24 protein-coding genes are annotated in these 23,184 nt (G+C 61.4%); 20 read left to right on the plus strand and 4 right to left on the minus strand.

The features are described 5' to 3' along the window. Genes traL through EP379_RS05710 form a run of 18 tightly spaced genes read left to right on the plus strand, consistent with a single transcriptional unit; the run spans position 1 to position 17,941 of the window. A complete protein-coding gene (gene traL, locus EP379_RS05630) occupies positions 1 to 309 on the plus strand; it encodes a type IV conjugative transfer system protein TraL (RefSeq protein ID WP_127476676.1) in 309 nt (102 codons plus the stop codon). Continuing rightward, positions 306 to 914 (plus strand): type IV conjugative transfer system protein TraE, encoded by a 609-nt coding sequence (gene traE, locus EP379_RS05635; protein ID WP_127476679.1) that lies wholly within the window; start codon positions 306 to 308, stop codon positions 912 to 914. Before traL ends, traE begins: the two co-directional genes overlap by 4 nt. Next, positions 859 to 1,581 (plus strand): type-F conjugative transfer system secretin TraK, encoded by a 723-nt coding sequence (locus EP379_RS05640; RefSeq protein ID WP_127476682.1) that lies wholly within the window; start codon positions 859 to 861, stop codon positions 1,579 to 1,581. The genes traE and EP379_RS05640 overlap by 56 nt, the downstream gene beginning before the upstream one ends. After that, positions 1,578 to 2,861, plus strand: a complete 1,284-nt coding sequence (locus tag EP379_RS05645) for a TraB/TrbI/VirB10 family type IV secretion system protein (RefSeq protein WP_127476685.1) — start codon at positions 1,578 to 1,580, stop codon at positions 2,859 to 2,861. The genes EP379_RS05640 and EP379_RS05645 overlap by 4 nt, the downstream gene beginning before the upstream one ends. Continuing rightward, positions 2,846 to 3,799, plus strand: a complete 954-nt coding sequence (locus tag EP379_RS05650) for a disulfide isomerase DsbC N-terminal domain-containing protein (protein ID WP_127476687.1) — start codon at positions 2,846 to 2,848, stop codon at positions 3,797 to 3,799. The genes EP379_RS05645 and EP379_RS05650 overlap by 16 nt, the downstream gene beginning before the upstream one ends. Then, a complete protein-coding gene (locus EP379_RS05655) occupies positions 3,796 to 4,230 on the plus strand; it encodes a TraV family lipoprotein (RefSeq protein ID WP_127476690.1) in 435 nt (144 codons plus the stop codon). The genes EP379_RS05650 and EP379_RS05655 overlap by 4 nt, the downstream gene beginning before the upstream one ends. Then, positions 4,214 to 6,787 (plus strand): type IV secretion system protein TraC, encoded by a 2,574-nt coding sequence (gene traC / locus EP379_RS05660; protein ID WP_172600390.1) that lies wholly within the window; start codon positions 4,214 to 4,216, stop codon positions 6,785 to 6,787. Before EP379_RS05655 ends, traC begins: the two co-directional genes overlap by 17 nt. Further along, positions 6,788 to 7,147, plus strand: a complete 360-nt coding sequence (locus tag EP379_RS05665) for a hypothetical protein (protein WP_127476695.1) — start codon at positions 6,788 to 6,790, stop codon at positions 7,145 to 7,147. Further along, positions 7,147 to 7,683 carry a signal peptidase I gene (lepB, locus tag EP379_RS05670; protein ID WP_127476698.1) on the plus strand — a complete coding sequence of 179 codons (537 nt, stop codon included), beginning with the start codon at positions 7,147 to 7,149 and terminating at the stop codon, positions 7,681 to 7,683. Before EP379_RS05665 ends, lepB begins: the two co-directional genes overlap by 1 nt. Then, positions 7,670 to 8,284 carry a hypothetical protein gene (locus EP379_RS16350; protein ID WP_172600391.1) on the plus strand — a complete coding sequence of 205 codons (615 nt, stop codon included), beginning with the start codon at positions 7,670 to 7,672 and terminating at the stop codon, positions 8,282 to 8,284. Before lepB ends, EP379_RS16350 begins: the two co-directional genes overlap by 14 nt. A gap of 41 nt (positions 8,285 to 8,325) precedes the next feature. Then, a complete protein-coding gene (locus EP379_RS05675; protein ID WP_172600392.1) occupies positions 8,326 to 9,246 on the plus strand; it encodes a TraU family protein in 921 nt (306 codons plus the stop codon). Next, positions 9,228 to 9,977, plus strand: a complete 750-nt coding sequence (gene trbC / locus EP379_RS05680; protein WP_127476704.1) for a type-F conjugative transfer system pilin assembly protein TrbC — start codon at positions 9,228 to 9,230, stop codon at positions 9,975 to 9,977. Before EP379_RS05675 ends, trbC begins: the two co-directional genes overlap by 19 nt. Next, positions 9,974 to 11,089, plus strand: a complete 1,116-nt coding sequence (locus EP379_RS05685; RefSeq protein WP_127476707.1) for a hypothetical protein — start codon at positions 9,974 to 9,976, stop codon at positions 11,087 to 11,089. The genes trbC and EP379_RS05685 overlap by 4 nt, the downstream gene beginning before the upstream one ends. After that, entirely contained in the window at positions 11,089 to 12,030 is a 942-nt protein-coding gene (locus EP379_RS05690; RefSeq protein WP_172600393.1) for a conjugal transfer protein TraN, read from the plus strand. Before EP379_RS05685 ends, EP379_RS05690 begins: the two co-directional genes overlap by 1 nt. Beyond that, positions 12,027 to 12,821: a conjugal transfer protein TraF gene (locus EP379_RS05695; protein WP_127476711.1), complete on the plus strand. Its 795-nt coding sequence runs from the start codon at positions 12,027 to 12,029 to the stop codon at positions 12,819 to 12,821. Before EP379_RS05690 ends, EP379_RS05695 begins: the two co-directional genes overlap by 4 nt. Positions 12,822 to 12,839: 18 nt before the next feature. Next, entirely contained in the window at positions 12,840 to 14,246 is a 1,407-nt protein-coding gene (locus EP379_RS05700; protein ID WP_127476713.1) for a conjugal transfer protein TraH, read from the plus strand. A gap of 10 nt (positions 14,247 to 14,256) precedes the next feature. Beyond that, the gene (locus EP379_RS05705; protein ID WP_127476716.1) at positions 14,257 to 14,961 is read left to right on the plus strand and encodes a hypothetical protein; all 705 of its coding nucleotides are present in this window, start codon (positions 14,257 to 14,259) and stop codon (positions 14,959 to 14,961) included. A 4-nt stretch (positions 14,962 to 14,965) separates the two neighbouring features. After that, entirely contained in the window at positions 14,966 to 17,941 is a 2,976-nt protein-coding gene (locus EP379_RS05710) for a conjugal transfer protein TraG N-terminal domain-containing protein (protein WP_127476718.1), read from the plus strand. 51 nt (positions 17,942 to 17,992) lie between these two features. On the opposite strand, the gene EP379_RS05715 is transcribed toward EP379_RS05710, so the two are convergent. Together EP379_RS05715 and EP379_RS05720 are read right to left on the minus strand one after the other, a co-directional pair. Continuing rightward, positions 17,993 to 18,508 (minus strand): hypothetical protein, encoded by a 516-nt coding sequence (locus EP379_RS05715; RefSeq protein WP_127476720.1) that lies wholly within the window; start codon positions 18,506 to 18,508, stop codon positions 17,993 to 17,995. Continuing rightward, entirely contained in the window at positions 18,498 to 18,773 is a 276-nt protein-coding gene (locus tag EP379_RS05720) for a hypothetical protein (RefSeq protein ID WP_127476723.1), read from the minus strand. The genes EP379_RS05715 and EP379_RS05720 overlap by 11 nt, the downstream gene beginning before the upstream one ends. Before the next feature lie 132 nt (positions 18,774 to 18,905). On the opposite strand from EP379_RS05720, the gene EP379_RS05725 reads away from it, so the two are divergent. After that, on the plus strand, positions 18,906 to 20,027 hold the full coding sequence (locus tag EP379_RS05725; RefSeq protein ID WP_127476725.1) for a helix-turn-helix domain-containing protein: 1,122 nt from the start codon (positions 18,906 to 18,908) through the stop codon (positions 20,025 to 20,027). A 13-nt stretch (positions 20,028 to 20,040) separates the two neighbouring features. Further along, positions 20,041 to 20,562: a hypothetical protein gene (locus EP379_RS05730; RefSeq protein ID WP_127476727.1), complete on the plus strand. Its 522-nt coding sequence runs from the start codon at positions 20,041 to 20,043 to the stop codon at positions 20,560 to 20,562. A gap of 334 nt (positions 20,563 to 20,896) precedes the next feature. Here EP379_RS05730 and EP379_RS05740 read toward each other — a convergent pair whose 3' ends face one another. Both EP379_RS05740 and EP379_RS05745 read right to left on the minus strand, forming a co-directional pair. After that, positions 20,897 to 21,757 (minus strand): DNA adenine methylase, encoded by an 861-nt coding sequence (locus EP379_RS05740; RefSeq protein ID WP_127476729.1) that lies wholly within the window; start codon positions 21,755 to 21,757, stop codon positions 20,897 to 20,899. Positions 21,758 to 21,811: 54 nt separating this feature from the next. Further along, positions 21,812 to 23,146, minus strand: coding sequence for a hypothetical protein (locus EP379_RS05745; RefSeq protein ID WP_127476732.1), 1,335 nt, complete (start codon positions 23,144 to 23,146; stop codon positions 21,812 to 21,814). Positions 23,147 to 23,184 lie beyond the last annotated feature (38 nt).

A 23,184-nucleotide genomic window follows, 5' to 3' on the forward strand; every position in this document is an offset into this window, starting at 1 on the left:
ATGGGCGAAGAAGAGAGCCACGTCATCCCGAAGCATCTGGACGATCCGCCCATGTATCTGATGTGGGACGCCGATGAGGCCTGGGCCTTTCTTGGCCCTCTGTTCGTGGTGCTGGCGTTTACGCCAAGCCTCGTCAATCTCATCCTCGGCGGCGTGCTCGGCTTCTTCTCGATGCGGACGCTTGCCCGCATCAAGGCCACAGGCGGCAAACAGCTGATCAAGCACGCGCTCTACTGGTACACGCCGACGGAGGCGTGGTTCAAGTTCCGGCGCACGCCACCGTCGGACGTGCGGGAGTTTGTGGGATGAAACGCGACCACTACGAGAGCGAGAAGACCGCTGCCAAGGCGCGAGAGGCCCGGTGGCGGATGATGGCATTCGGGCTGCTCGCCGTGAACATCGTGCTGTCGGTGACCGTTGCGGGAACGGATACGACAGAAAAAACCATCGTCGTGCCACCGACGTTGGAAAAGCCGTTCTGGGTGAAGGGTTCTGAGATGTCGCCGGAGTACCTCGAGGAAATGTCCCGGTATCTCACCGGACTGGTCCTCAACGTCACGCCCAAAAGCGTGGACGGCAATGTCGACGTGTTTCTGCGCTACGTGGCGCCGGAAGCCTTCGGCGATATCCGCACCACGATGGCGGTGCAAGGCGAGCGGCTCAAGCGCGACAACGTCTCGACGGCGTTTTATCCCGTGGACTATCAGACCAAGGTCAAACAGCGCCAGACCGTGATCACGGGTGACTTCACCACCATGGTGGGCAAGCAGGTGGTGTCGACCGTCCGGCGTTCGTGGCGGTTCAGCTACTCGCTTGCGGGCGGCCGGCTTTGGGTTTCGGAATTCCTGGAGGTGGAGAGTGAGCATCCGTTTGAAGCGGCTGATGAGACCGTTACTGCTCCTTCTGGCCAGTAACGCTCAGGCAGCACAGCTTGTCGAAGTGCGCGACGGCACAGTCGTGTCGGTCCGCGTTTCCGGCGGCGAGCCCAACCGGATCGTGATCCGCGACGGCCGCATCCACAAGGTGTGGGGCGCCGAGGGAAAAGCCGTACTCAAGCCCGATGCGGACACCGGGCAGGTCTATCTGCAGCCGGCGGAAGGCTGGCGTAACCGGCCGTTTTCGCTGTTCGTCAAAGACGACCAGGGTGGCGTCTACACCCTGGTGCTCACGCCAGCGGAAATGCCGTCGGAGACCGTAACTCTGGTACGCCCGGAGCGCGCCCGGAGCGCCGATCGGCAGAAGGCCGTCGCGTGGGAAACCGAGAAGCCCTACGAGCGCACTGTGCTCGAACTCGTCAAGCACATGGCCCTCGACACGCTGCCCGAGGGCTATTCGCTCACGGAGGTCAAGCGCGAAATCAGGTTGTGGCAAGAGGCTAGGCTGGTGCTTCAAAGCCGCTATGTCGGCGGGCGACTGGAGGGCGAAGTCTACGAGCTCACCAACGTCGACGCCAAAACGATGCGCCTCGACGAGCGCGAGTTCTACCGGGATGGGGTGTTGGCCGTGTCCGTCGACCGCCACGAACTCGGCCCGGGCGAACGTACCCGGATATTCCTGGTCGTGGGGGGCAGCACACAATGACGCCGCCGAACGACACCCCCGTCGTCCCCGATCGCAAGCGCGTAAAAGTGCGGCAATACGCCGCGCTGGCCGGGATCGTCCTGGCGACCGTCGGCTTTGCAGGTTGGGCGCTTTGGACATCGTTCCAGCCTAAGGGCGAGGTGCGCCGGCCTGAGGAGAAACCGGTTACCCGCAAGATTCAGACGCCTGGGCCGGCCGATCCGCGGGACGTGTGGATAGCCAAGTCCGAAGAGGATCTGCTCAAGCTGAAGCAGGAGCGCAAGGAACTGGAAGATAACATGCGCAAGCTCCGCGAGGAGCTGGATTCGGTGAAGACGCAGCAAAAGACCGAAGCCGAGGCACAGAAGAAAGCCTCGCAGCTTCCTCCGCTTCCGCCGGCGCCGGCGTCAAGCGCAAACGCCAGCGTAAACACCGGTCCCGCGGCATTGCCGCCTCCGCCAGGGAGTGTCGGCACGAGGAACGTCCCGCCTGGCGCAGGCGGCGCGCAGAAGAAAGAAGCCGCCATTACTGAACTCGTGATCCCATTGCCGGAAACGCCCAAGGCCGCGGCTTCGCGCAATATCGACAACTACATTCCAGCAGGGTCGTTCGGGCGGGCGATTCTGCTCACGGGCCTCGACGCGCCCACCGGGGGCGCATCGCAGAATAACCCGGTGCCGTTCGTGGTGAAGCTCAAGGACCACGGACGCCTCCCTAATGGTTTCCGCTCCCGCGTGAAGGCCTGCCATGTCGTGCTCGCCGGATACGGCGACATATCGAGCGAGCGCGTGTATGCGCGTACCGAGACGCTCAGCTGCGTGCTCAAGGATGGACGTGTCCTCGAAACACCGCTCAAGGGATACGTCTCCGGGGAAGACGGAAAAACAGGCATGCGCGGGCGTCTTGTCTCCAAGCAGGGCGCGCTCATCGCCCGCTCGCTGCTGGCCGGTATCTTCGGTGGGATCGGGGAAGGTATCTCGACCAGCTATCAGACGGTCACCACGAGTGCCCTGGGGACTGTATCCACCGTCGATCCGAACAAGGTCCTGCAGCAGGGCGTTGCCGAGGGCTTCGGGACCGCCCTCGATCGCATCTCCAAGTGGTACCTGGAGCGCGCCGATGAGACCTATCCGGTGATCGAGGTCGACGCCGCCCGGGTCGGCGACATCGTGCTCACCCAGGGGGCGAGCATCGGCGAGGACGCCAACGCCGGCGGCGAGGGTCCGCGCCGCCCGCTGGTCACCGACGAGGAACTCAAGAAGGCAGCAACCCTGGAGAAGTACCCATGGCACCAAAAATGAACCTCCGGGCCAGCGCACTTGCGGGCCTGCTCCTGGTGTCCGCCCACGCGGCGGCAGGCGATCAGGCAAACGACAGCGATGGCGAAGTGTGGCGCAAGGCTCTGCCCGGCACAAAGCTGGATGAGATCCGTCCGGAGCCCCGGTTTCCTGGCGTGTACGAGATCGTCATGGGCGACAAGGTTGTCTATGGCGACGCGACCGGCCGATACCTCCTGTTCGGCCATATCTATGACGTCAAGACAAACGAGGATGTCACTCAGCAGCGCCTCGATGCGGTAAACGCCTCGGCGCGCATTCCCTGGGACACGCTACCTTTGCAGCTCGCCGTGCGCGAGACCCTTGCCCCGGCCGGCGCGCCGAAACTCGCAATTTTGTTCAGCACCAGCTGCGCGTGGTGCAAGAAGCTCTATGGCGACGTCAAGAGCGCCAGAGACAAGGACCGCAACATCACAAGGCAAGGGCTCGAATTCCAGGCCGACGTGCGCTTCATGATTCTGGCGCCGGAGGAGCCGGCGCCCAACCCGGGTTACCTGGCGTCCGCCGACTACGTTCAGCACCAGTTGGCAGATCACATCCTCTGCGGGGGCTCGCCCGAACTGAATCTCCAGACCGCGATGATGGAGGACGGGTTCCTGGAGAAGTTCCGCACTGATCTTGTCAGCCTGAAGCACGTCCCCGGCGGTCTAATCCGCAAAGTCCGCCCCGGGACGTCACAACGCACGTCCATTCCCAAGGAAAGCGAGTGCGACAGCGCGCAGGCGCTGGCGGCCGTGCGGAACTTCGCCAAGGCGCACGGCCTGGCCAGCACCCCGACCCTGATCAGCGGCGACGGCCGCGTCCACCGCGGCTACCTTCCGCCCGAGAAGCTGCTGGCGTGGCTTAGCGCGGGAACGGGCGGACCCGCGACGAAGACGGCCGGGAGAGAGAAACAGCCATGAGAAACATGCCGCTCCAGTTCCGGTTGTCCCTTCTCGTGCTGGCCGTCATCACGACCGGTTGTTCGTTGACACCCGAATACGGGTGCCGCGCGCCCGATGGCGTCACCTGCATGAGCGCCTCAGAGATCTACGATCGCGACGGCCGCGGCGAGGTGATTCGGCCGAAGGTCGAACGCGAGGACAAGAAAGATGGCGAGGAAATCCCATTGCCGCCCGCTCCGCGACGGTTTTCCGGGCCCACCTCTGTCCAGCCGGGCGATCCGATCTTCCGTGAGCCCCACCGGCTGAGGGTTTGGCTGGTGGATTGGGAGGATATGAGCGGCGTGTATCACCCCAACCACTATCTCTACCTGCGGGTCGATGACGGCGAATGGCTGTTGCCGGCGATGCGCGAACGCCTGCTGGAGAACCCCGATGGCGATGCCGAGTAATCCGCTCGCCAGGCTGCGGGACCTGGTGCACGCCGCCCTGAACGACGGCGCCCATCCGATCCAGGACGTCCAGGACGAGAAACTTCCGCCATCGCAGCACCGTATCCGCGAGTTCTTTGACACGCACCGCCTCGCGGACCTGCTGCCATTCGAGTCTTACGACCCTGACTCAGGGCTGTTCTATAACGACGACTCGTTTGGCTTCGTGTACGAGCTGAATGCTGTTACCGGCGCCGACGAAAGCGCCGCCCGCATTCTTGCAGGCATATTCACGCAGGGCCTGCCAGACAAGATCAGCTTCCAGTTCACGCTATGGGCATCGCCGACTGTGATGCCGCGGCTCACCCACTGGGCGCGGGCCCGGCGCCCTGACGGCGATCTGGACGGAGTGGCCGCGGACGGAACAGGGCGCGACGACCAACGCAGCCACAGCATATTCCGCTCACTGGCGCGGCGCCGCGTCGGATATCTCGCCGGCGGCGCCCACACCTCCCTTCTGTCCACCCAGCCGATGCTGGTGCGCGACTACCGGCTGATCGTATCCGTCATCCTGCCCAAGCCGCTCCCGTCACGGCAGGTCTACGTCGAGCGCCAAGCGCAGCAGCTGCGCAAAGCGCTCCTGGGCAGCTTCAGCAGCGCCGGCCTTCACGGCGATTTTCTTGACGCCGACGGATTCGTCGATCTTATCGACGACATCCTCAACCCGAGAGGCGGTACCGGAGAAGAGAAGCGCGAGCGTCACCGCTGGGATGAACTGTCGCTCATCCGCAACCAAGTGGTCCGTCAGGACACGTCCCTGCTCATCGGCCGCGACGGCATGATGCTCAACCATACCGACGTGCGCTGTTTCAGCGTGCGGACATACCCGTCGGCATGGGCGCTGTGGGGCATGAGCGAGCTGGTGGGCGATTTCTTTCAGGACGCCCTGCGCATCCCGTGCCCATTCCTGTTCACGGTTAACATCCATATCCCCGACCAGGTGGCGGCGAAGAACGTCACCAAGATCAAAGCAGCCCGCGCAACCCAGGCGTCTGAATCGCCCATGGGACGTTTCGTGCCGGTATGGCGCGACAAGAAGAGCGAGTGGGATTTCGTCAACAAGAAGGTTGAGGAAGGGCATACCCTCTGCCGTGTGAATCACCAGTTGGTGCTGTTTGCCGCACCGGGCGAAGGCGATACCGCCGCCAACGCGGTGAAGAGCCTGTTCAAATCCAAGGGCTGGGACCTCATTCTGGATCGTTTTATCCAGGTCCACACCCTGCTCTCATCGCTGCCCTTCACTTTGTCGCCGACTCTGGTGAAGGAAATGGAGAAGCTCGGCCGCCTGCGCACCATGCTGACCTGGAGTGCAGCCAACCTGCTGCCGGTCATCGGTGAATGGAAGGGCGGCGGCTCGCCGGTGCTGATGCTGGTCGGGCGCCGCGGCCAGCTGTTCTACACCGACCCCTACGACAACGACAAAGGCAATTACAACGTCGCTGTGGCGGCGGCATCAGGTGCCGGCAAGAGCTTCTTCGTGCAGGAGATGGCCTTGGCGATCCGCGGCATGGGCGGTCGCGCCTGGATCATTGATGTCGGCCGCTCCTATATGCGTCTGGCCAACATCATCGGCGGCATGTACCTGGAGTTTGGCCCCGACTCCAATTTGAACCTCAATCCGTTCACCCATATTGAGGACTGGGCAGACGAAGGCCTGCCGATGCTCAAACCGCTGCTGTCACAGATGGCCTCGCCTTCTGCGCCGGTCGGCGACATCCAGGCCTCGTTCATCGAACAGGCACTGAATCACGCATGGGCGCAGTACAAAAACAGCGCCACGATCACGCCCGTTGCGCAGTTCCTGCTGAATCATCCGGACCCCCGCGCCCAGGACCTGGGGGTCCAACTCTATCCCTACACGAAGGACGGCATGTACGCCAGGTTCTTCGAGGGCCCGTCAACCATCCGGTTCGACAATCCATTCGTGGTGCTCGAGCTGGGCGAGCTGAACAACAAGCCGGACCTGCAATCCGTGGTGGTGCTGATCCTGATGATGCAAATCGCCCAGGCTATGTACCTGGGAGATCGGGGCATACGCAAGATGTGCATCATCGACGAGGCATGGCGACTGATGTCCGGCGGCCACGCCGGCAAGTTTATCGAAGAAGGTTATCGCGTCGCCAGAAAACATGGTGGCAACTTCGTGACGATCACGCAGGGCATCGACGACTACTACAAGTCCGAAACCGCCAAAGCGGCTCTGCAGAACGCCGACTGGGTGTATCTGCTGCGTCAGAAACCGGAATCAATCCAGCAACTCGCGAAGAGCGATCGCCTGGTGATGAACGACTTTATGAACCGCGCGCTCAAGTCGGTGGACACCAAGCAGGGGCAGTATTCGGAGCTGATGGTGTATGGCCCGAGCGGGTGGACCATCGGCCGCCTGGTCGTCGATCCATTCTCGGAAAAGCTCTACTCGACCAAGGCCGAGGAATACGAAGCCATTGAACGCATGCTGGCTCAGGGCCTCACGCTTGAGCAGGCCATCGAAGAACTGGTGAAAAGGAGCCGCAGGTAAATGGCTGAGGCAATCGGGGCGGAGAGGACGATGATCAGGAATGCGCTGTTTGCCATGGGCTTCGGTGCCCTCGGCGCCGTGGCCATCCAGGGTGTGGTGTGGTGGGCCATTCCGCAGCCCCCGCGATTCGCCCAGGTGGACCTCGTGGCCATCATGGAGACTGAGATTAAGGGAATGGCCCGCGGCAAGATTGGCGGTCAGCAAATCGACCCGCAGGCCCGCGCCATTCGCATTCAGGACGCGGTGGCGGCTGTCGCCGCTGAATCCGGCCGCACCATCCTCGCACGCCAGGCGCTTATCGCAGGACCGATGGATGACGTGCCCGACCTTACTGAAGAAGTTAAGGGAAAGCTGCGCTGATGCCCGCCGCCGGCCACACACTGCCCATCTGGCGCCGCCCGTGGCGGGAGCAGCTCCGGCTCTCCGCGCCATGGCTGGTTCCCGCTACCGTGGCAATGGCGCTGGCATTCCTGGTTGCCGATAATTACGTCGCCATAGGTCCCAACCGGACCGGCAGCTTGTCGATCAAGGATGCTCCGATCATTGTTGTCATTAAGGACCGCGCAATTCCCGGGCGCGGTGAACTGGTGGCATTCACCCCCGATCATGCGCGCTATTACCAGGGTTACCGCTACTGGGTAAAACGCGTGGTTGGTCTTCCGGGTGATGTCGTGACGTATGCGGGCGATACCTTCTACGTCAATGGCAAACCTGTAGCCACCACCAAGCCGCACGCGAAAGACGGCCGCCCCCTCACGCCTGGCCCAACCGGTGCCCTGCCGGAATGCCGGTTCTTCGTCGCAACAGATCATCCCGATGGCTACGACAGCCGCTACAGCGACATCGGCTGGGTGAGCTGTGAGCAGATAGTGGGGAGAGCCTATGCGCTCCCGTAATCTCTGCGCGCTGTTCGTCATCCTGCTTGTAAGCGGCGCCCATGCCGCGCCCGAAGTGATCGGTACTGTCCATCCTGTCACCGAGCCGGACATGGTGGCATGGTTTAAAGAACGCGCCGCGGCGGAGTTCACGCCAGAAAGGATCGCCAGGTTGCAGGCGGAACAGCGCGAGGCGACCCGCAAGTACGCAGAACACCCGCCCGGGGCCAGCGTGCCGCGCACAACCGTGCCGGCGACCCACTGGTTCGATCCCTCGATCGCCATCCCTTACGACCTGCGCGACCACGAGGGGCGCCTCATCCATCCCGCCGGCACTGTCATCAACCCGCTGGAGTGGCGGCCGTTGACGCGCCGACTCCTCTTCTTCGACGCGGACGACAAGGATCAGGTCCGGTGGGCGGAGGCGATCGCCACCAAAGACGAATGGCGCGTGAAACCGATCATCGTTGCGGGCGCGCCGTTGGACATCGGGCGGAAGTGGCAGCGCGAGGTGTCGTTCGATCAGCGCGGCCTGCTCGTGGAAAAGCTCGGCATCAAACAGGTCCCGGCGATTGTCCGCCAGGATGGAAACCGGCTGCGCATCGACGAGGTGCTGCCGTGATGCGCAGGATGATTCAAATATGGCTGGCGGGAGCTGCGCTCATGCTGACGTTTGCCGCGCCGGCGCGGGCAGAGCCATGCGAGGGACGTTTCCTCAACCCCATCACCGATATCTGCTGGGAGTGTGTTCTGCCGGTGATGATCGATGCGCCGGGCGTATGCATCTGCCCTGCGCCGTTTCCACAGTTCGTGCGGTTCGGCATCGTGTTCAGCTTCTGGGAGCCGGTGTGGCTGGTCGACATCACTCGCGAGCCCTTCTGCTTCACTAACCTCGATATGGAGATTGATCCCGGGTTCGACGCGCCCACGGGACGCCCGCGGAACAGCGTGGGCAATCGTGACAAGAGTGCGTTCTACCAGGCGCACATCTACGAAAACTTCTTCTGGTCGGCATCCTTCGGTTCGATGATCGACACCGCCTGCAAGCTGCTCTACTCGGGCGGGCCTAACTACTCCGTGGAATGGATCACCGAGTTCGATCCGCTGTGGGCTGACGACGAGCTGGCCTTCATCATGGGTGCCGAGGCGGCGCTTTTCGCCAATCCCATCGCCCAGGCAGCCTGCGCGGCCGATTGCGTTGCCGCGACCGCAAGCTCGCCCCTGGATGCGCTGTTCTGGTGCGCGGGCTGTCAAGGTTCCGTGTACCCGATGGGCGGCAATACCGCCGAGCAGACCGGTGGCGTGATGGCATCAAACCTACTTGCCGAGCGCCTGGTCGCCAAAATGCACCGTCAGCTGCTGGCCTGGGATACCACTGGCTGGGAATGCGGGAGCGCCCCGATGCCCATCATCAAGAAAAGCCAGTATCGGACCCAGATCACCTATCCGATTCCACGCACGTCGAGCTGCCCGGCCTATGGCGCCACGGAAGTGCCCACGGCAATCGGGCAGGAGTTCCCCTATGCCGGAGAGGACTTCGGCTATCTGATTTGGAGGAAGCGCCGATGCTGCGTCAGCAACTGATCCTTGCGGTCGCACTCTACGCCGCATCCGCCGCCTTCGCGGCCGGGGAAGGTTCGCACGCCAGCGACCTGGAGAAGGCGCAGGCGGACGTCGCCGGCAGCCGGGGCGCAGCCGCTCAGGCTGTCGGCGACGCCACGGCCTTGATGAACGATGGCGAATCGGTCAGGAAGGAAATGCGTCAGGTCATAAACGTGCGGCCGGAATCCCTCGGCTCCATCGACGGGGTCAGACCGGCGGCGCCTGATATCGACCTTGATGCGCTCATGGCGCGGTACAGCAACATGGGCGCCGCACCTCCACTTTCTCGCACCGACGAGCAGCTGCTGGTGTTCATTTCGGCGTCGGTGCCCAAGGAGTCCCTGCGCCGATTGGCACGGCAGGCGGCCGACGCCGGCGCGCCGCTCGTGTTGCGTGGCGTCGTAGGTGGGGATTTTCCTGCGACCGCGGAATTCATGCGCGACATCCTCGGCGAACAGGAGCCGCGGGCCCGCGCAATGATCGATCCGACCCTGTTTGCCCGATTCGATGTGCAGCAGGTGCCCGCTGTGGTGCTGGTTCCGGCAGGCGCGTGCGTGGCGGGTGTCCGGGCCTGTCCGGAGGCCACGCCTGCCCACGTTCATGTCGCCGGCGACGTAACGCTCGATTACGCCCTCGACTACATCGCTCGCACTCACCCCGATTCAAGGCCTGTGGCCCATGCGCTGCTCGCCCGTGTGGGAGGCACTCCATGACGACCCGTCAAAGACAACTGGCGCGACCCTGGGGGTCGGTTTGCTGCTTGCTGGCTGCGCTGTGCCTTTCTCCGATCGCGGCATTGGCTGAGACCTTCGGAGGCGCCATCGAGGATGGCAAGGCCTACGGCGCGGCCGTCAATTCAGACATGCCCAACGCCTCCACGCTGCCGCCAGAGTCGGTTCCCGGCTACCAGACCTCGGCGCCCCCGGAGGCGGACTATTACGGCAACCCTTCCGCCATCGGTGACGCGGCAAACCAGGCTGCCGCAGAAAACCCGGCAGCCCAGGCGGTGACGGAGGGCTTTGTCTCGCGGCCGATGTTCACCATCGACCAGTCCACCGATCCGATGTTCCAGCGCATGGGGCAGGTGGAAGCAAACGCCGCATCTATCGCCGGGGCTATGCAGGGGGAGTACTCCTCATGCCAGCCAGTCGTCCTCGAGACGCCGTACCCGCCGACGAGGGAGGCGTGCTACGAAAACCGTCTGACCGAAAACCAGACGTGTTCGCGCAAGCTGGTGGTGGCGTGCGACCCGGAAACCGATGGCTGTGACGCCGGCGGCATCGTTCCGGGAAGCTGGGCCGGCGACATGAAGGTAGCCCTCATGCCCGGAAGCAACGGCGACTTCATCCTCCAGTTCGGCACCATCGCCGACAACTACTGGGGCGGCTACGGCGCGGTTTATGACCGCACACTCAACTTCGAGATCACGGACGCCAATCTCATCAACAAGTTTATCCTCACGCGTGCCGCGTTCGACGATTGGCTGCTCATCAAAATCAACGACACCACCGTATACGTCGGCCCGTATGGCGGCGACCGGCTTGAGGTCGTGACCTCTGAGGGAGGCTGGTTCCAAATCAAGCAGGTCCGGTACTGTGCGACCTGCTACGGCTCGCCCGAGCTCGGTACAAGCTGGAATTTCGCCCTTAATGTCGATCTCAAGCCTTTCCTGAGGGAGGGTCCTAACACCATTTTCATGCGCACGGTCGTCGCCGGCGGCGGCGAGGGCGCCATTCAGATCACGACGCGACAGAAGTGTCCTCGCAACTGCCATGACACATGGGACGACAGCCAGTGCTCGACACTGCAAGCGAGGTCCCAATAATGAGAACGACACTCTATATCCTGCTTTTGATCGCGAACACGGGTGCGTGGGCGGCAGTCGATTGCCGCAAGACCGGCGAGGAGTGCGTGGCGCCCAACGAAACACGCATGATCGACGGCATGTCTGTCTTCCGCGAGTGCTGGGAGTACAAGGACACATACGAATGCTTATCACCCGAGGTGACGGAGGATGGCTACTGCGACGAACTGCGGGCGAGGGGTTGCTCGCAAGTCGGGTCGAAGTGCATCACGTCAACTGACTTCGGCTGTATGACCTACGAGCAGACATACGAGTGCCCGTCGGACCAGCCGCCGGCCGAACAGGCGGTCCTCGATTGCGGAGGACAGTTGTTCTGCCTGGAAGGCAACTGCTTTGATACCAGCTACCCGGCCAACAGCAACATGGGACGCGTCGGCGCCCTGCTGTCCGTACTCGAGGCAGTATCCGACGAACTCGCGATCGACACGATGGAAGTGTTCAGGGGCGAAGACCGCCGGTGCGGCATATCCCTGACCGACGCGATCGGGGCGCAGAACTGTTGCCGGCTCTCCGGGTGGGCGGAAGGAGTGTTCGAGTGCAGCTTCAACGAGAAGCTCCTGGCCGACATGCGTCAGGCCGGCCGGTGTCATCACGTGGGCACCTACTGCTCCAACGAGACCTTCTTTGGCGTCTGCACGGTCAACACGCAAACGCACTGCTGCTTTGGCTCCAAGCTCGGCCGGATCATCGCCGAACAGGGGCGACCTCAGCTGGGCAAGGGTTGGGGAAGCGCCCAGGCACCGGATTGCAGCGGCTTCACCATGGATGAAGTCGCATCGCTGGACTTCGAGGCGATGGATCTGTCCGAATTCTATGCCGACGTGCTTGCGTCGATGCCGACCATCAACCAGGGCGATCTGCAACAGCGCATGACGGATCGCATGAACCAGTTGCTCCCATGAATAGGTCCGCCATCCTGGTGATCGTCGCGACCATGGCCGGCCATACGCCGGCTGTTGTCGCATCCGCGGAAGGCTACTGGCGGCAGAACGCCCAGGGCTGGTTCTGGTATGAAAGCCCGCCTGCGGAAGAGCCAGAACAGGAGCCCGCGAAGAGCGACGCCTCAGCCGCGGCGACGCAGACGATGGCGGCCGATCCGCTGGAGGAACTCAAGCGTGTCCAGGACATCATCGCCCGCGCCGAGGCGAAAGCCGTTCTGTACCCGACCGTGGAGAACGTCCGGGAGTACCTCCGGCTGAATCAGTGGCAGCTCGAGCAATCCTCCCTGTTTTCCGACGTGTGGCGCCGCACGGTCTGGCAGGACCCGAGCCTGGATTACAGCCTGCGCAGGCCCACCACGAACCTGGCGGTCCATCAATATCAGGATCAGCGTAGGGAGGCGAAGGCCGAGGCCGTCGCCGGGATTGCTGATACCCATGGGCTGTTTTTCTTCTTCAAGGGCTCGTGCCCCTACTGCCACACCTTCGCACCGATTCTGAGGCAGTTCAGCGACATGTATGGCATCGAGGTGCTTCCGGTCAGCCTCGATGGCGGCGGGCTCCCCGAATTTCCCAGCCCGCGCGTCGATGCGCGGGTGGCCGCCGAGTTGGGAGTGGAAACCGTACCCAGCGTGTTTCTCGTGGACCCCGCCGGCCGCAACGTCATTCCAGTTGGCAGTGGCGTAATGAGCGTCGACGAACTGGCCGAACGCATTTACGTGCTGACTCAGACCGACCCAGGCAAGGACTACTAGGAGTTGAAGGAGGACACCATGCGCAAACTCAAGCGTTATCTGCTCGCCGTCGCGCTGGCGGCAGCCTGCGCGCCGGCCGTCGCCGGCGTTCAGTCGGACCTGAACTCATTCTTTGACTCCATGGGCCTCAATTCCAATGTCACGCCGCCCGGTGCCTACCAGGGCCAGACGGCTGGCTATTACACCGGTGGCAATCTCTTCGCCCGGGCCCCTGTGCGCAACTACACCCTCATGACGGTGCAGATGCCCAGCGCGCGTGCCGGGTGCGGCGGTATCGACATGTTCGCCGGCGGCTTTTCCTTCATCAATTCCGACCAGTTGGTCGCCATGATGAAGAACATCGGCTCAAACGCTGTGGGGCTTGCCTTCCAGGTCGCTTTGTCGACGATCAGCCCGAAGCTGTCGGGCCTTTTGCAGGACATGCAGGACATGGCCAACAAGATCAATGCCGCCAACGTGAATTCGTGCGAGGCAGCGGCCAATCTGCTTGGCAACGTGCTGCCGCGTTCAGACGCTTCCAACAAAGCCCTGTGCCAGAGCATTGGTACCGACACGGGTCTGTTTGGAGACTATGCTTATGCACGCCAGGAATGCGGTACCGGCGGGCAGCGTGGGTCGGTACTGGCATCGGCTCGCAGCAAGCCCGATTTCAAAGACGTGCTGGTCGACGGCAACATCACCTGGCGCGCCCTGAAGAAGCTTTCGCTCACGTCCAGCGACACGCAGCTGGCGGAGATGACCATGTCCATGGTCGGCGCCATCATCTATCCATTGGCCACCAGCGATGGTGTCCCTGGCAACCCCCGCTATGAACCTCCTGCGTTACAGCTCACCGACTCGGATCTCGCCGCATTTCTCCATGGTGGCGACGTCGAAATGCTTCGGTGTCAGGACGGCACAGGAGAATTCGAGTGTCTGACACTGACCCAACAGCACGTCACTATTCCCGCCAGCAGTGCGTATGCCGCGCGTGTAAAGGTGTTTCTGCGGGGGATGGTGGAAGCGATGCAGAACGACACCGCGCTCAGCCAGGCACAAATCAACCTGCTCAATGAAACCTCGCTGCCGGTTTACAAAATGTTGAACGTGGCAACAGCCTATAACGCCTCCTATGCGGAGAGCTGGTTGACCACGTATGCCGAAGGCATCGCTATCGACCTGCTTTACCAGTACTTCAATACGATGCTGAAGGCGACCCAGAATGGCGCGACCTTGATGTTACTGCCGAAGGAGATGAGCGACGAGTTCCAGCAGCAGGTGCGCGATGCCAGGCACAATCTCGAGAAGGCCCACTCAACCAAGCTCGCCCAGGTCAATCAGACCATCCAGATGATGCAGGAGTCCATGACCATCGAGCGGATGTTGATCTCGGCGATGTCGCCTGGTCTCTCCAGTTCGGTTCAATGGTCCAAGGCAATCCGGTAGAGCATTGAGCATGTCGCGACTTTTGAGGCTTCTTGATGCCACCCCACCCCACTGGGGCGAAAACGTCATCGCGCGGTGGGACAACGACCTCTTCAAACGCCTGGAGCCATTCGCCACAAGCTACCTATGGACTAACTCTGGCTCACTGAACGTCTTTCGCGTGATCGGTACCGACCACCCCGACTACCAGGGGCAGACGTGGGGCTGGCTGCTCCGCAATGGCAAGCGGATGATGCTCAATCTGCCACTGCACGAATCGAATCGTGGCTATTACCTGTCGGACGATAAGAAGGAGCCGACCATGTCCTTCATCACGACCGACGGTCACGACTGGTACGTGCATTGTGATGGTAACCACCGAACCTGTATCGCCAAGTTCGACTTTCATTACAACGGTCTGTCCGAGATGCGCGGCCTGTCGCTCCACGACTGGCGTTTCGACCACGACCTGTTCGGCGCCATGTCGCGGCTGCACGAGCTGGTAACCGATCGCCGGCTACCCGTCCGCCTCGAAGTGACACGGGCTACCGTGTCGCGGGAAGACAATCCAGGCTGGATGCGGGAGGTTTACCGGCCCGCGATCGATATCCACCGCGAGGGGGGCGTTTACCGCGTTGACGCGGCTGCGGCGCGCCGCGTAATTGGCTGGTTGGAAGGGCCCTGGTTTGCGCGGTTGTTCCGCGCATGGCCGGTCGGGCATATGCAGGAGAAGTAACGAAATGCCGGTCTGGGAGATATACACCTACGGAAACGGCGAGTTTCTGTCCTTTATCTTCAACGGAATTGTCGCCTTGATGGGCGATGGCAATTTCACCACGTTGATGCGCCTCGCCAGCATCTTTGGTCTGTTCTGGGTCTCGATTAAGGCCGCATTGTACCGCGGCCCGGTGGAGTGGACCTACCTGATCTGGTTTGTACTCATCTACAGCGTTTTGTTCGTGCCCAAGGTCGATGTGGTCATCGTGGATCGGTTGGACCCCAGCCAGACCCGCGTCGTCGCCAATGTGCCGTGGGGGTTGGGCACCTTCGCCGGCGCGACGGCGAGAATCGGCGATTGGTTCACCCGGGGCACTGAGGCAGTCATGAGCCAGCCTGACGATCTTAAATACCACCGGAACGGCGTGGTGTTCGGGTCAAGCCTCGTTGAAGCGGCATCGCAGTACGCGATCACTGACGGGCGTTTCGCCGGCAACATGAGCGAATTCATGCGGCAGTGCGTGTTTTACGACATTCTTCTCCGGCGCTACACGTGGACGGATATTCTCGAGGCGGAGGACACCTGGGAGTTCGTCAAAAAAAACACGGCGTCCGCCTCGCGCGCATTTGCCTACACGGCCGCCGACGGATCACAGTCTATTCTGCCGTGTCAGACGGGCGCGGTTTCACCCAGCGCGTTGCAGGGCGACTGGGATGCGGAGGTCGCGCGCGCGGCGAAGCTCTACGGCAAGCGGTTCAACCCCGGCCTGAATATGACGGATGCCGCGGCCAAACTCATGGCCGATCTTCCAATGAGCTACGACTACCTGGCCGGAATCTCCAAGTCCGGTGGTGACATAATCCGCCAGAACATGATGGCCAACGTGTTCCGCCGCTCGTTTACAAATGCGGCCGCGGCCGCCGATGCCGGCGCTGCCGCGCAGGACTTCGCCCTTGCCCAGGCGGAGCAACAGCAACTGGCGACATACCAGACGCTGGGAAAGCTCGCCGGCAAGCTGCTGCCCATGCTCAAGAACATTTACGAGGGGCTGCTCTACGGGATGTTCCCGTTCCTGTTCCTGGTATTCATGTTGCCGATCGGTACCAAGGTGTTCCTCACGTATCTCAAGAACATCGTCTGGTTGCAGCTCTGGGCGCCCTTGTACGCGATCCTCAATCTCCTCATGACCCTCGGTGCCAAGCACTTTTCCATGGCGGCCGCTGCGCAGCTCGGCGGGCAGGCCCTGTCCCTGGCCACGCACTCGGGACTGGCGGCCGTCAACGTCGAGACATCGGTTATTGCCGGGTACATCGGCATCTCCATCCCGCTCATCGCCTACGGGCTGGTGTCGGGCGGCCAGATGGCGCTGACGCAGCTTGCCTCGCAGGTGGCGTCCGTGGCCCAGAGCGCCGCGAGCCAGGCGGGCAGCACCGCTGCCACGGGCAACATCAACCTAGCCAATCTCGGCGCGTACAACACCGGGATGTTCAAAAGCGACACCAACGCACTGACGAACTACGGTCAGGGCAAATACAACGATTCCTATGGAGCGAGTCATGACTGGAGCCGGGGCGGTGTCCATGGTCAGACCAACCTCAAGACCGACGTAGGCGTCTCAGCCGAGCTCGCTGAGACGCTTCAGGCCGCAAAGAAACAGTCGCTGTCCGAACTGGACCAGGCAGCGCAAACTGCCGGTCATAGGTATGCGGAGGGCTTGGCCGCCAATCTGGGCAAGGCTCTTGATCTGACCCGCACAACCGGCTGGGGCACAACAAAGACCGACGGCTGGAGTCAGCAGGACGCGACGGCGTACAAGGAAATGTCCGAGCACGTGCAGCAGTTGATTCATAAACTCGCAGATGGCGAGACTTTCTCGCAGAAACAGGCGGAAGAAATTGTACTCAAGGCGTACACGGAGGCGTATGCCAGCGCCTCGGCGAGCGGTAAATTTGATGTCGGTGTGTTTAAGGCCGAACTCAAAACTGGACTCGAAGCTGGACTACGCGCCGAGGGCAGCCACAAAGAAGCAGACGAAATTGCACGAACGGCCAGCGCCGTCGCCGAGAGCGCCGACGCTGATGTCATCCGGCGCGGCGTAGAGGCGCTCCGGAACTACGCATCCAGCACGACTGTCCAGAACACCGAGCGGGGCAGCAACGATCTCGGCGCCGCACTCCGCTCCGACCTGCAGGATACGGCGATGCACGAAAAGAACTGGCAGGATGCACGCACCAGGCTCACCGCCGCGCAGGAGGAATGGTCCAAGGTGACGGCCGACAGCCAGTCGATCAGCGCCAATGTGATCCCAGAACTCATCGATGACTTGCGACGCTCAGGTCACTCGCAGGTGGCGAGCCTGACATCGGATCCCACCCGCAGCCGCGAGCTCGCTCAGGTACTAGGCCTAGCAGCAAAGCTGAAGTTTGGCGATCGCGTCGATGGCATCGAAGCGGCACGCACGGCGATCGAATCGGTTACCAACCCGACCTATGGCCAGATAGGTTTTGCGATGGGCCAGCGGGCTGAAACGACGGCGAAGGTAGACAACCGTGATGAGGCTGTGGACCAGGCGGACCGCGAAAACCGCCACACTGTCGCCGGCGAGGGCGCCGTGCGCCGCGCCGCGGCTGGCAATGAGCATACTGTGTTGCACAAACCACTGAGTGCCCACAGCCCCTATGCCGGCGCGGCGGCACTGGGCCTCGACCCGGACAAACTCGGACAGGTGCCCCTGACCGATCGGAAGGACCTGACAGCGTTCAAGGATCGTGTCGTGGAAGAAACCGATCACGAGACAGGCAAGGGGACAACCACCGTTTCGGCTGACGAGAAAAAGCTACAGGAGCAAACCGCGGCGGCGACGGGCGACGTGGAGGGCAGGATTGCCGACGGGAAGAGGAACACGGAGGGCTTCACACCTGCTGCCTTGAAGCCGCCCGCGTTAGCTCCAGACTCGGAGACGGAGCCGCCTGAGAACTCTGGCGGGAAAGGTTGGTAATCCTTGCAGCCCCTCGAGGATGGGGTAACGCCCATGGCGTCGTTCAGACTTCTAATTGGGACGTTGTCTTCCCTCAGATAGCACCAACATATCTATGCGCGTACCCATATCCGTGGACAAGACGTAAAAAAGTGAAACTAACCCATCGTATGAGAGGACCTGGCCTACTGTCTGTCCGTCGGTGAAGGCTTTGACTACAGGCTCACACCAGTCATGACGCTTCAGCATGTCGCGAACGGCGTGCAGGACATCTTTCGGTGGTCTCGATCGAGAGACGTCCTGGAAAACAATATACTGAGCAGCTAAACACGCCTGAGTGTCTCCCGACTGATTCGCCAAGCGTGAAGGTGTCAAGCCAAAGAATGAAGATACTCGTGAATCCAAATACGGATCTTGCGCCATTTCGCGCAGCAAGGCCCGTTGCTGGATTGTCAAGGGCGGCGCGGCTAGAAACTGAACTACTTCCTCGCTTGCGTGGGTTTCGCCGTTCGCAGGCGCCGCGAAGACACCTATAACAAGACCGAGAAAAAAACCAATCGCCGGGGTGCTGTACGTCTTAATCGTCATAGCCACCATAGCCGGAATGCTGCTCCCACCGGAAACCATGATGTTCCCGGATGCAGCGATCGCCGCAAGCCCAATCACCGTTCAGTTTCACCACGCCGGGCCACGCCATCGCTGCGATCGGGAGCAGCGCGATGATGGACAACACGGCCAGTACGAAGTGCGCGATCAGCCAACCGTCCGGGGTGGACAGCAACGAAATGACGCCAAACACTAGGTTGAGCAGCCCGAAGGCCAGCGTCAGAAAAAAGACAATCCGTGCGTTCATGAGAAAATCCTCCTTTTCTTGTGTATTTAGCCCCCCGGCTACCCCCTGTCAAGGACTTCTCCACTACGCAAGTAAATCTTGCGAACTATAATTCGCAAGACTAGAATACCGTCCCTTAGTGGGGGTACTGCCATGTCTGAACGCCTGTCGCAAAAACTGATCGGCTACCGCGTCAAAGCCGCTCGTGAGGCGCTCGCCTGGACCCAGGATCGCCTGGCCGAGACCCTGGGGCTGAACGACCGCCAGAGCATCTCGGACATCGAGAACGGCAAACGCGCTCTGAAACCCGACGAGCTGGTCCTGTTGACCGACGTCCTGGGTCGGGAAATCGAGTTCTTCCTCGATCCGTTCTCCGTCGCCGGCGAGGCCCAGTTTTCCTGGCGCGCCTCGCCGGGCCTGGACGAGGGCAATCTGGACGGCTTCGAACACCGGGCTGGGCAATGGATCGGCCTGCTTCGCTGGCTCCGCGAAAGCGAGCAAGGTCGGGCGAACCCCCTCAAGCACAGTCTGCGCCTGACTTCCCAGTCCTCGTTCGAGGACGCGATCGCACGGGCCGAGGATCTGGTCGACGCCCTGGACCTCGGCGCAATTCCGGCCGAACGCCTGATCGAGCGGGTGGAGCAGGCCCTGGATATTCCTGTGCTCTTCGTCGATACGATCGAAACCCCGGAAGGAAACTCGATTTCGGGGGCGACCTGTCACCTGCAGGACCTCGGGGTGATTCTGGTAAATCGCAACGAGTCGGAGGCCCGGCGGTTCTATGACCTGGCGCACGAGCTGTTTCACGCGCTGACCTGGGATGCCATGAAGCCGGACCACCGCGAGTCCAATTCAGTCGAAGACCGGGCCAAGGGCAAGCGCATCGAGCAGCTCGCAAACAATTTTGCGGCCGCCCTGCTGATGCCAGGCAAGGCCCTGGAGCAACTGATCGATCGGCGGCGTATCGGTGACGTTGCGCACCTGGCGGAGGTCGCCGCGCAACTGCGCGTCGCCCCGGTATCCCTGGCATGGCGGCTGTTCAACATGAAGTGGATCGACGAGGCCGCCCGGGAAGCGCTCAAGCACGAGCACCAGCGTCCGTCCGTTGCCGGCACACCCAAGCGTTTCTCGCCAGCCTTCGTTGGTATGCTCCACAACGCGATCGACCGGGGCCGGCTCTCCGCCCGCAAGGCGGCCAAGGCCATGGGCATGAACCTGTCGCAGCTGGTCGACCTGTTCGCCGAGCACTCGCTCGCCGCGCCATTCGAGTTGTGAGAGCGCGGACGGCATGGCGAAGCCCCGGGTCTTCATAGACACGAACATCATCATTGAAGCGTTCCGCAGGGGCTGCTGGACGGCAATCTGCAACAGCTTCGTTATCGAGACGGTCGACAAGTGCGTCGAAGAGGCATTGACCGGGAATCCGGACGATCCTGGGCGCGTTCATATAGACCGGGATCTGCTGGTCGGCGGTTTGGCTGCGCGCCACGCCGTCGGGAAGCGTGAGCTTGCGACCCTCGCCCTCTCTCATCCCGAATGCCAGGGCCTCGATGACGGCGAACTGCACCTGCTCGCCTGGCTGCACGCGAACGGTCTGCTACCCGGCGCCTTGATCCTTGTTTCGACGGCCGACAAGGCGGCTATCGTGGCCACCGGCCGGCTCGGATGGCTCGACTCGCTCACGTCTCTCGAGCATCTGGCCCAGCAATCAGGGGTGACCCGTGGACAGGTTGACAGTCTGGCCCGCCATTACCGGGCGGGCTGGCTGGATGAGATCAGAGTGAAGGTCCGCCTGGGCATCATCCCTTAGGTAAGCTTCCAGGAGAAGCTAGCGATGAGCATCCTGCAAGAGATTCATAGCTGGTCGCGGCAAGCCTGCACGAAGGCCTCACGCAAGCCTCTCTCCACCCGAATACGCATCCCAGAGTCTTTGAGTGACATAATTACAAAATACCACGTGGATACACAGATGTGTATCCATTCCACATCGGCAAGCCCGAGATACCCACACGAATCTAAAGAGCCCAAATGGCTCCATTCCAAGGGAAGGGGTAGTAACGGGAAGGGGCTTATCCGAAAGGGCTGGCGCAACGCCACAGGGGCGCTGCTTCAAAGGGGGGGCGGGAGAAAAAGGACTCTCGCCTCTAAGCACGCCGGCCGAACAGCGCCGGGTTGTTGGTTTTCGGATAGTCCAGTCCGTCGCTAAAAAACATCAATTCGCCGCCATTCCGTTTCGTTTGCGCGCTGTAGCTGAGGGTGTACCGTATCTTTCGCCGCTCCTTGTACAGTTTTGCGATTTCTGGCGCATCGTCGTAAGACACGATCCAATGCGTCCGCAGTTTCTGCTGCACCAGCTGAGCAATTCTGGCGTGGTCGGCCTCTGCATAATGATTGCGGTACAGCCGTTGAGCTTTGTTGAAATACGGCGGGTCGAGGTACACCAACGACCGTTTTGGGAATTTGGCGGCTTTAATAAAATCCTCAGCATCGAGGTTCGTTAATTGGATGTGATGCTTGTGATCTTCAATTCGCTGCAACCGTTCAGCGATGCCGTCGCGATTGAACCTGGCGTCGATTAACCATTTGCCGGTCTGATCCAGACCACCAATAACGCCGCCCCCAAGTATTCCAGAACGGTTGGTCCGGTTCAGAAACAGCGTCGCAAACGCCAGAGCAAGTCGTTTCTTCCGGCCTGGCCCAAGGTAGATTTCACGCTGCTTTTGCCACTCCTCAATGGTGAGCGGCACGTTGTGAACCATTTCGATCAGCGCTTGCGTCTCATTCAGGGCACAGTGCCAAAACGCGTGAATCGCCGGATCAATGTCATTCAGCCACACTTCCTTGGCGTAGCCGGTCATCACCAGCTCTAGCGCGATGCCAGCACCCCCTGCGTAGGGCTCTACGTAAACTCCGTCACACAGGTCGTTATCGACAAACACCTGACGAACAAATGGGGCAAGTTTTCCTTTCCCGCCCGGGTACCGCAATGGGGTGTAATAGCGCATCGGTGGCCTCCGTGCCTGCGAGGATAAGACAAATCTGATTTGACGGCCACCACTTCATTTCAGATGGGCATAGAGGATATCCAGGAACGACTGGACGTTGTCCCAGGCCGTCGCCAAATCGGGACCGGTTGGGTGGAAATGGCGGTTGTGCACGTAGGCATTGAAGGTATTGAACGAGAGCGGATTGTGCGGGCTGGCGATCGCCGCCTTGATCCCTTTCAACTCGTGTTTGCTGGCCCATTTCTGCTGGTCCATGTGCGCAGCTGCTTTTTCGGCCTTCTTGGACAGGTTGTCTCCGTCGTTATATGCAACCGAATTGTGGTCCAGATAGAGCTCGATACTCAGCTCGACGAATACGCGGAAAAGTACGGACACCGCATTGCGGTAATCATTAAGTTCGAGATCCCGCAATTCGTGAAAGATTGCCCGTAGCCGCGTGTCCTTGATCGAATACTGAACGCCAGCCGGCACCAAGTACTTGCGTTGGTGCGAAGGACGGGGACCGCGCAGTTTCGATTGCACCTGGGAGGGCTGCGCAGGGGGTACCATCGGCCGGGAGTCCTTCACCTCCCGTTGTTGATTTGGCGTATGCTCCGGCGGGAAGCCATTGATGTATTCCCTTTGTTTTGCGGCATCGTAAACCTTTCCGACCGCCATCCCGTCCGCAATGTCCCGCAATACCTTGGTCAACCCCTTAAGCACTTCGGATTCGTGAAGAAATCGCCGGGGGACACCGTCGGCACTGGCAATTCCAAGGAAATCGCGGACCTCGGGATTCTTGAGAAGGCGATCAAGCGTCGATATCTTGAACCCCTTCCCAGTGACCTTGGCCTTCAGATCATCATCCAGCTTGTCCAGGATGGAATCGACGACTGCGTGGCTGAAAGCGTAACGCCCTTTCTTTCCGAGACGCTGCAGATGTCTGCTTTTCTGCATGGCGTCCCAGGGAAGGGTTCCGACGCCATCTTGAGGCCCCTGATGGCGCAGTTCGATCCACTGGTCTGCTTCTTCGACAGAATCCGCGACGACGAACTCTATCTTGCGAGGGATATTCACTTTAGCCTGACCGCGAATCGCCGCAAACTTGCGACGCAACTTGGGATCGGAGCAGCGATCCGGGTTGTCGAGCAACTTGAGGGCGGTGATCCGCCGATTCCCCTCCCACACGATGTAATCGCCTTTGGTGTTGGGATCAGGCAACGCAAGCATGCCATCCAAGGGGCTCAGACCGCGCTCGGCGATATCCGTGGCGAGATTCCGAATCTCATCGCCGAGATGCTCAAGCATCCACGCAATGCAGTCGGGCTCGGAAGGCAAGGGACCGTGCCGGTCGTTTTCCTTGTTCAACCGGAGACGGGCTAGCGGGATGTCGAGTCGCTCGTAAGGCATCAGAGTTCCTTTTCGTGTGCTTGAACGGACGCAATAAT

Source organism: Sulfurivermis fontis (assembly GCF_004001245.1).
Taxonomy (GTDB): Bacteria; Pseudomonadota; Gammaproteobacteria; order Thiohalomonadales; family Thiohalomonadaceae; genus Sulfurivermis; species Sulfurivermis fontis.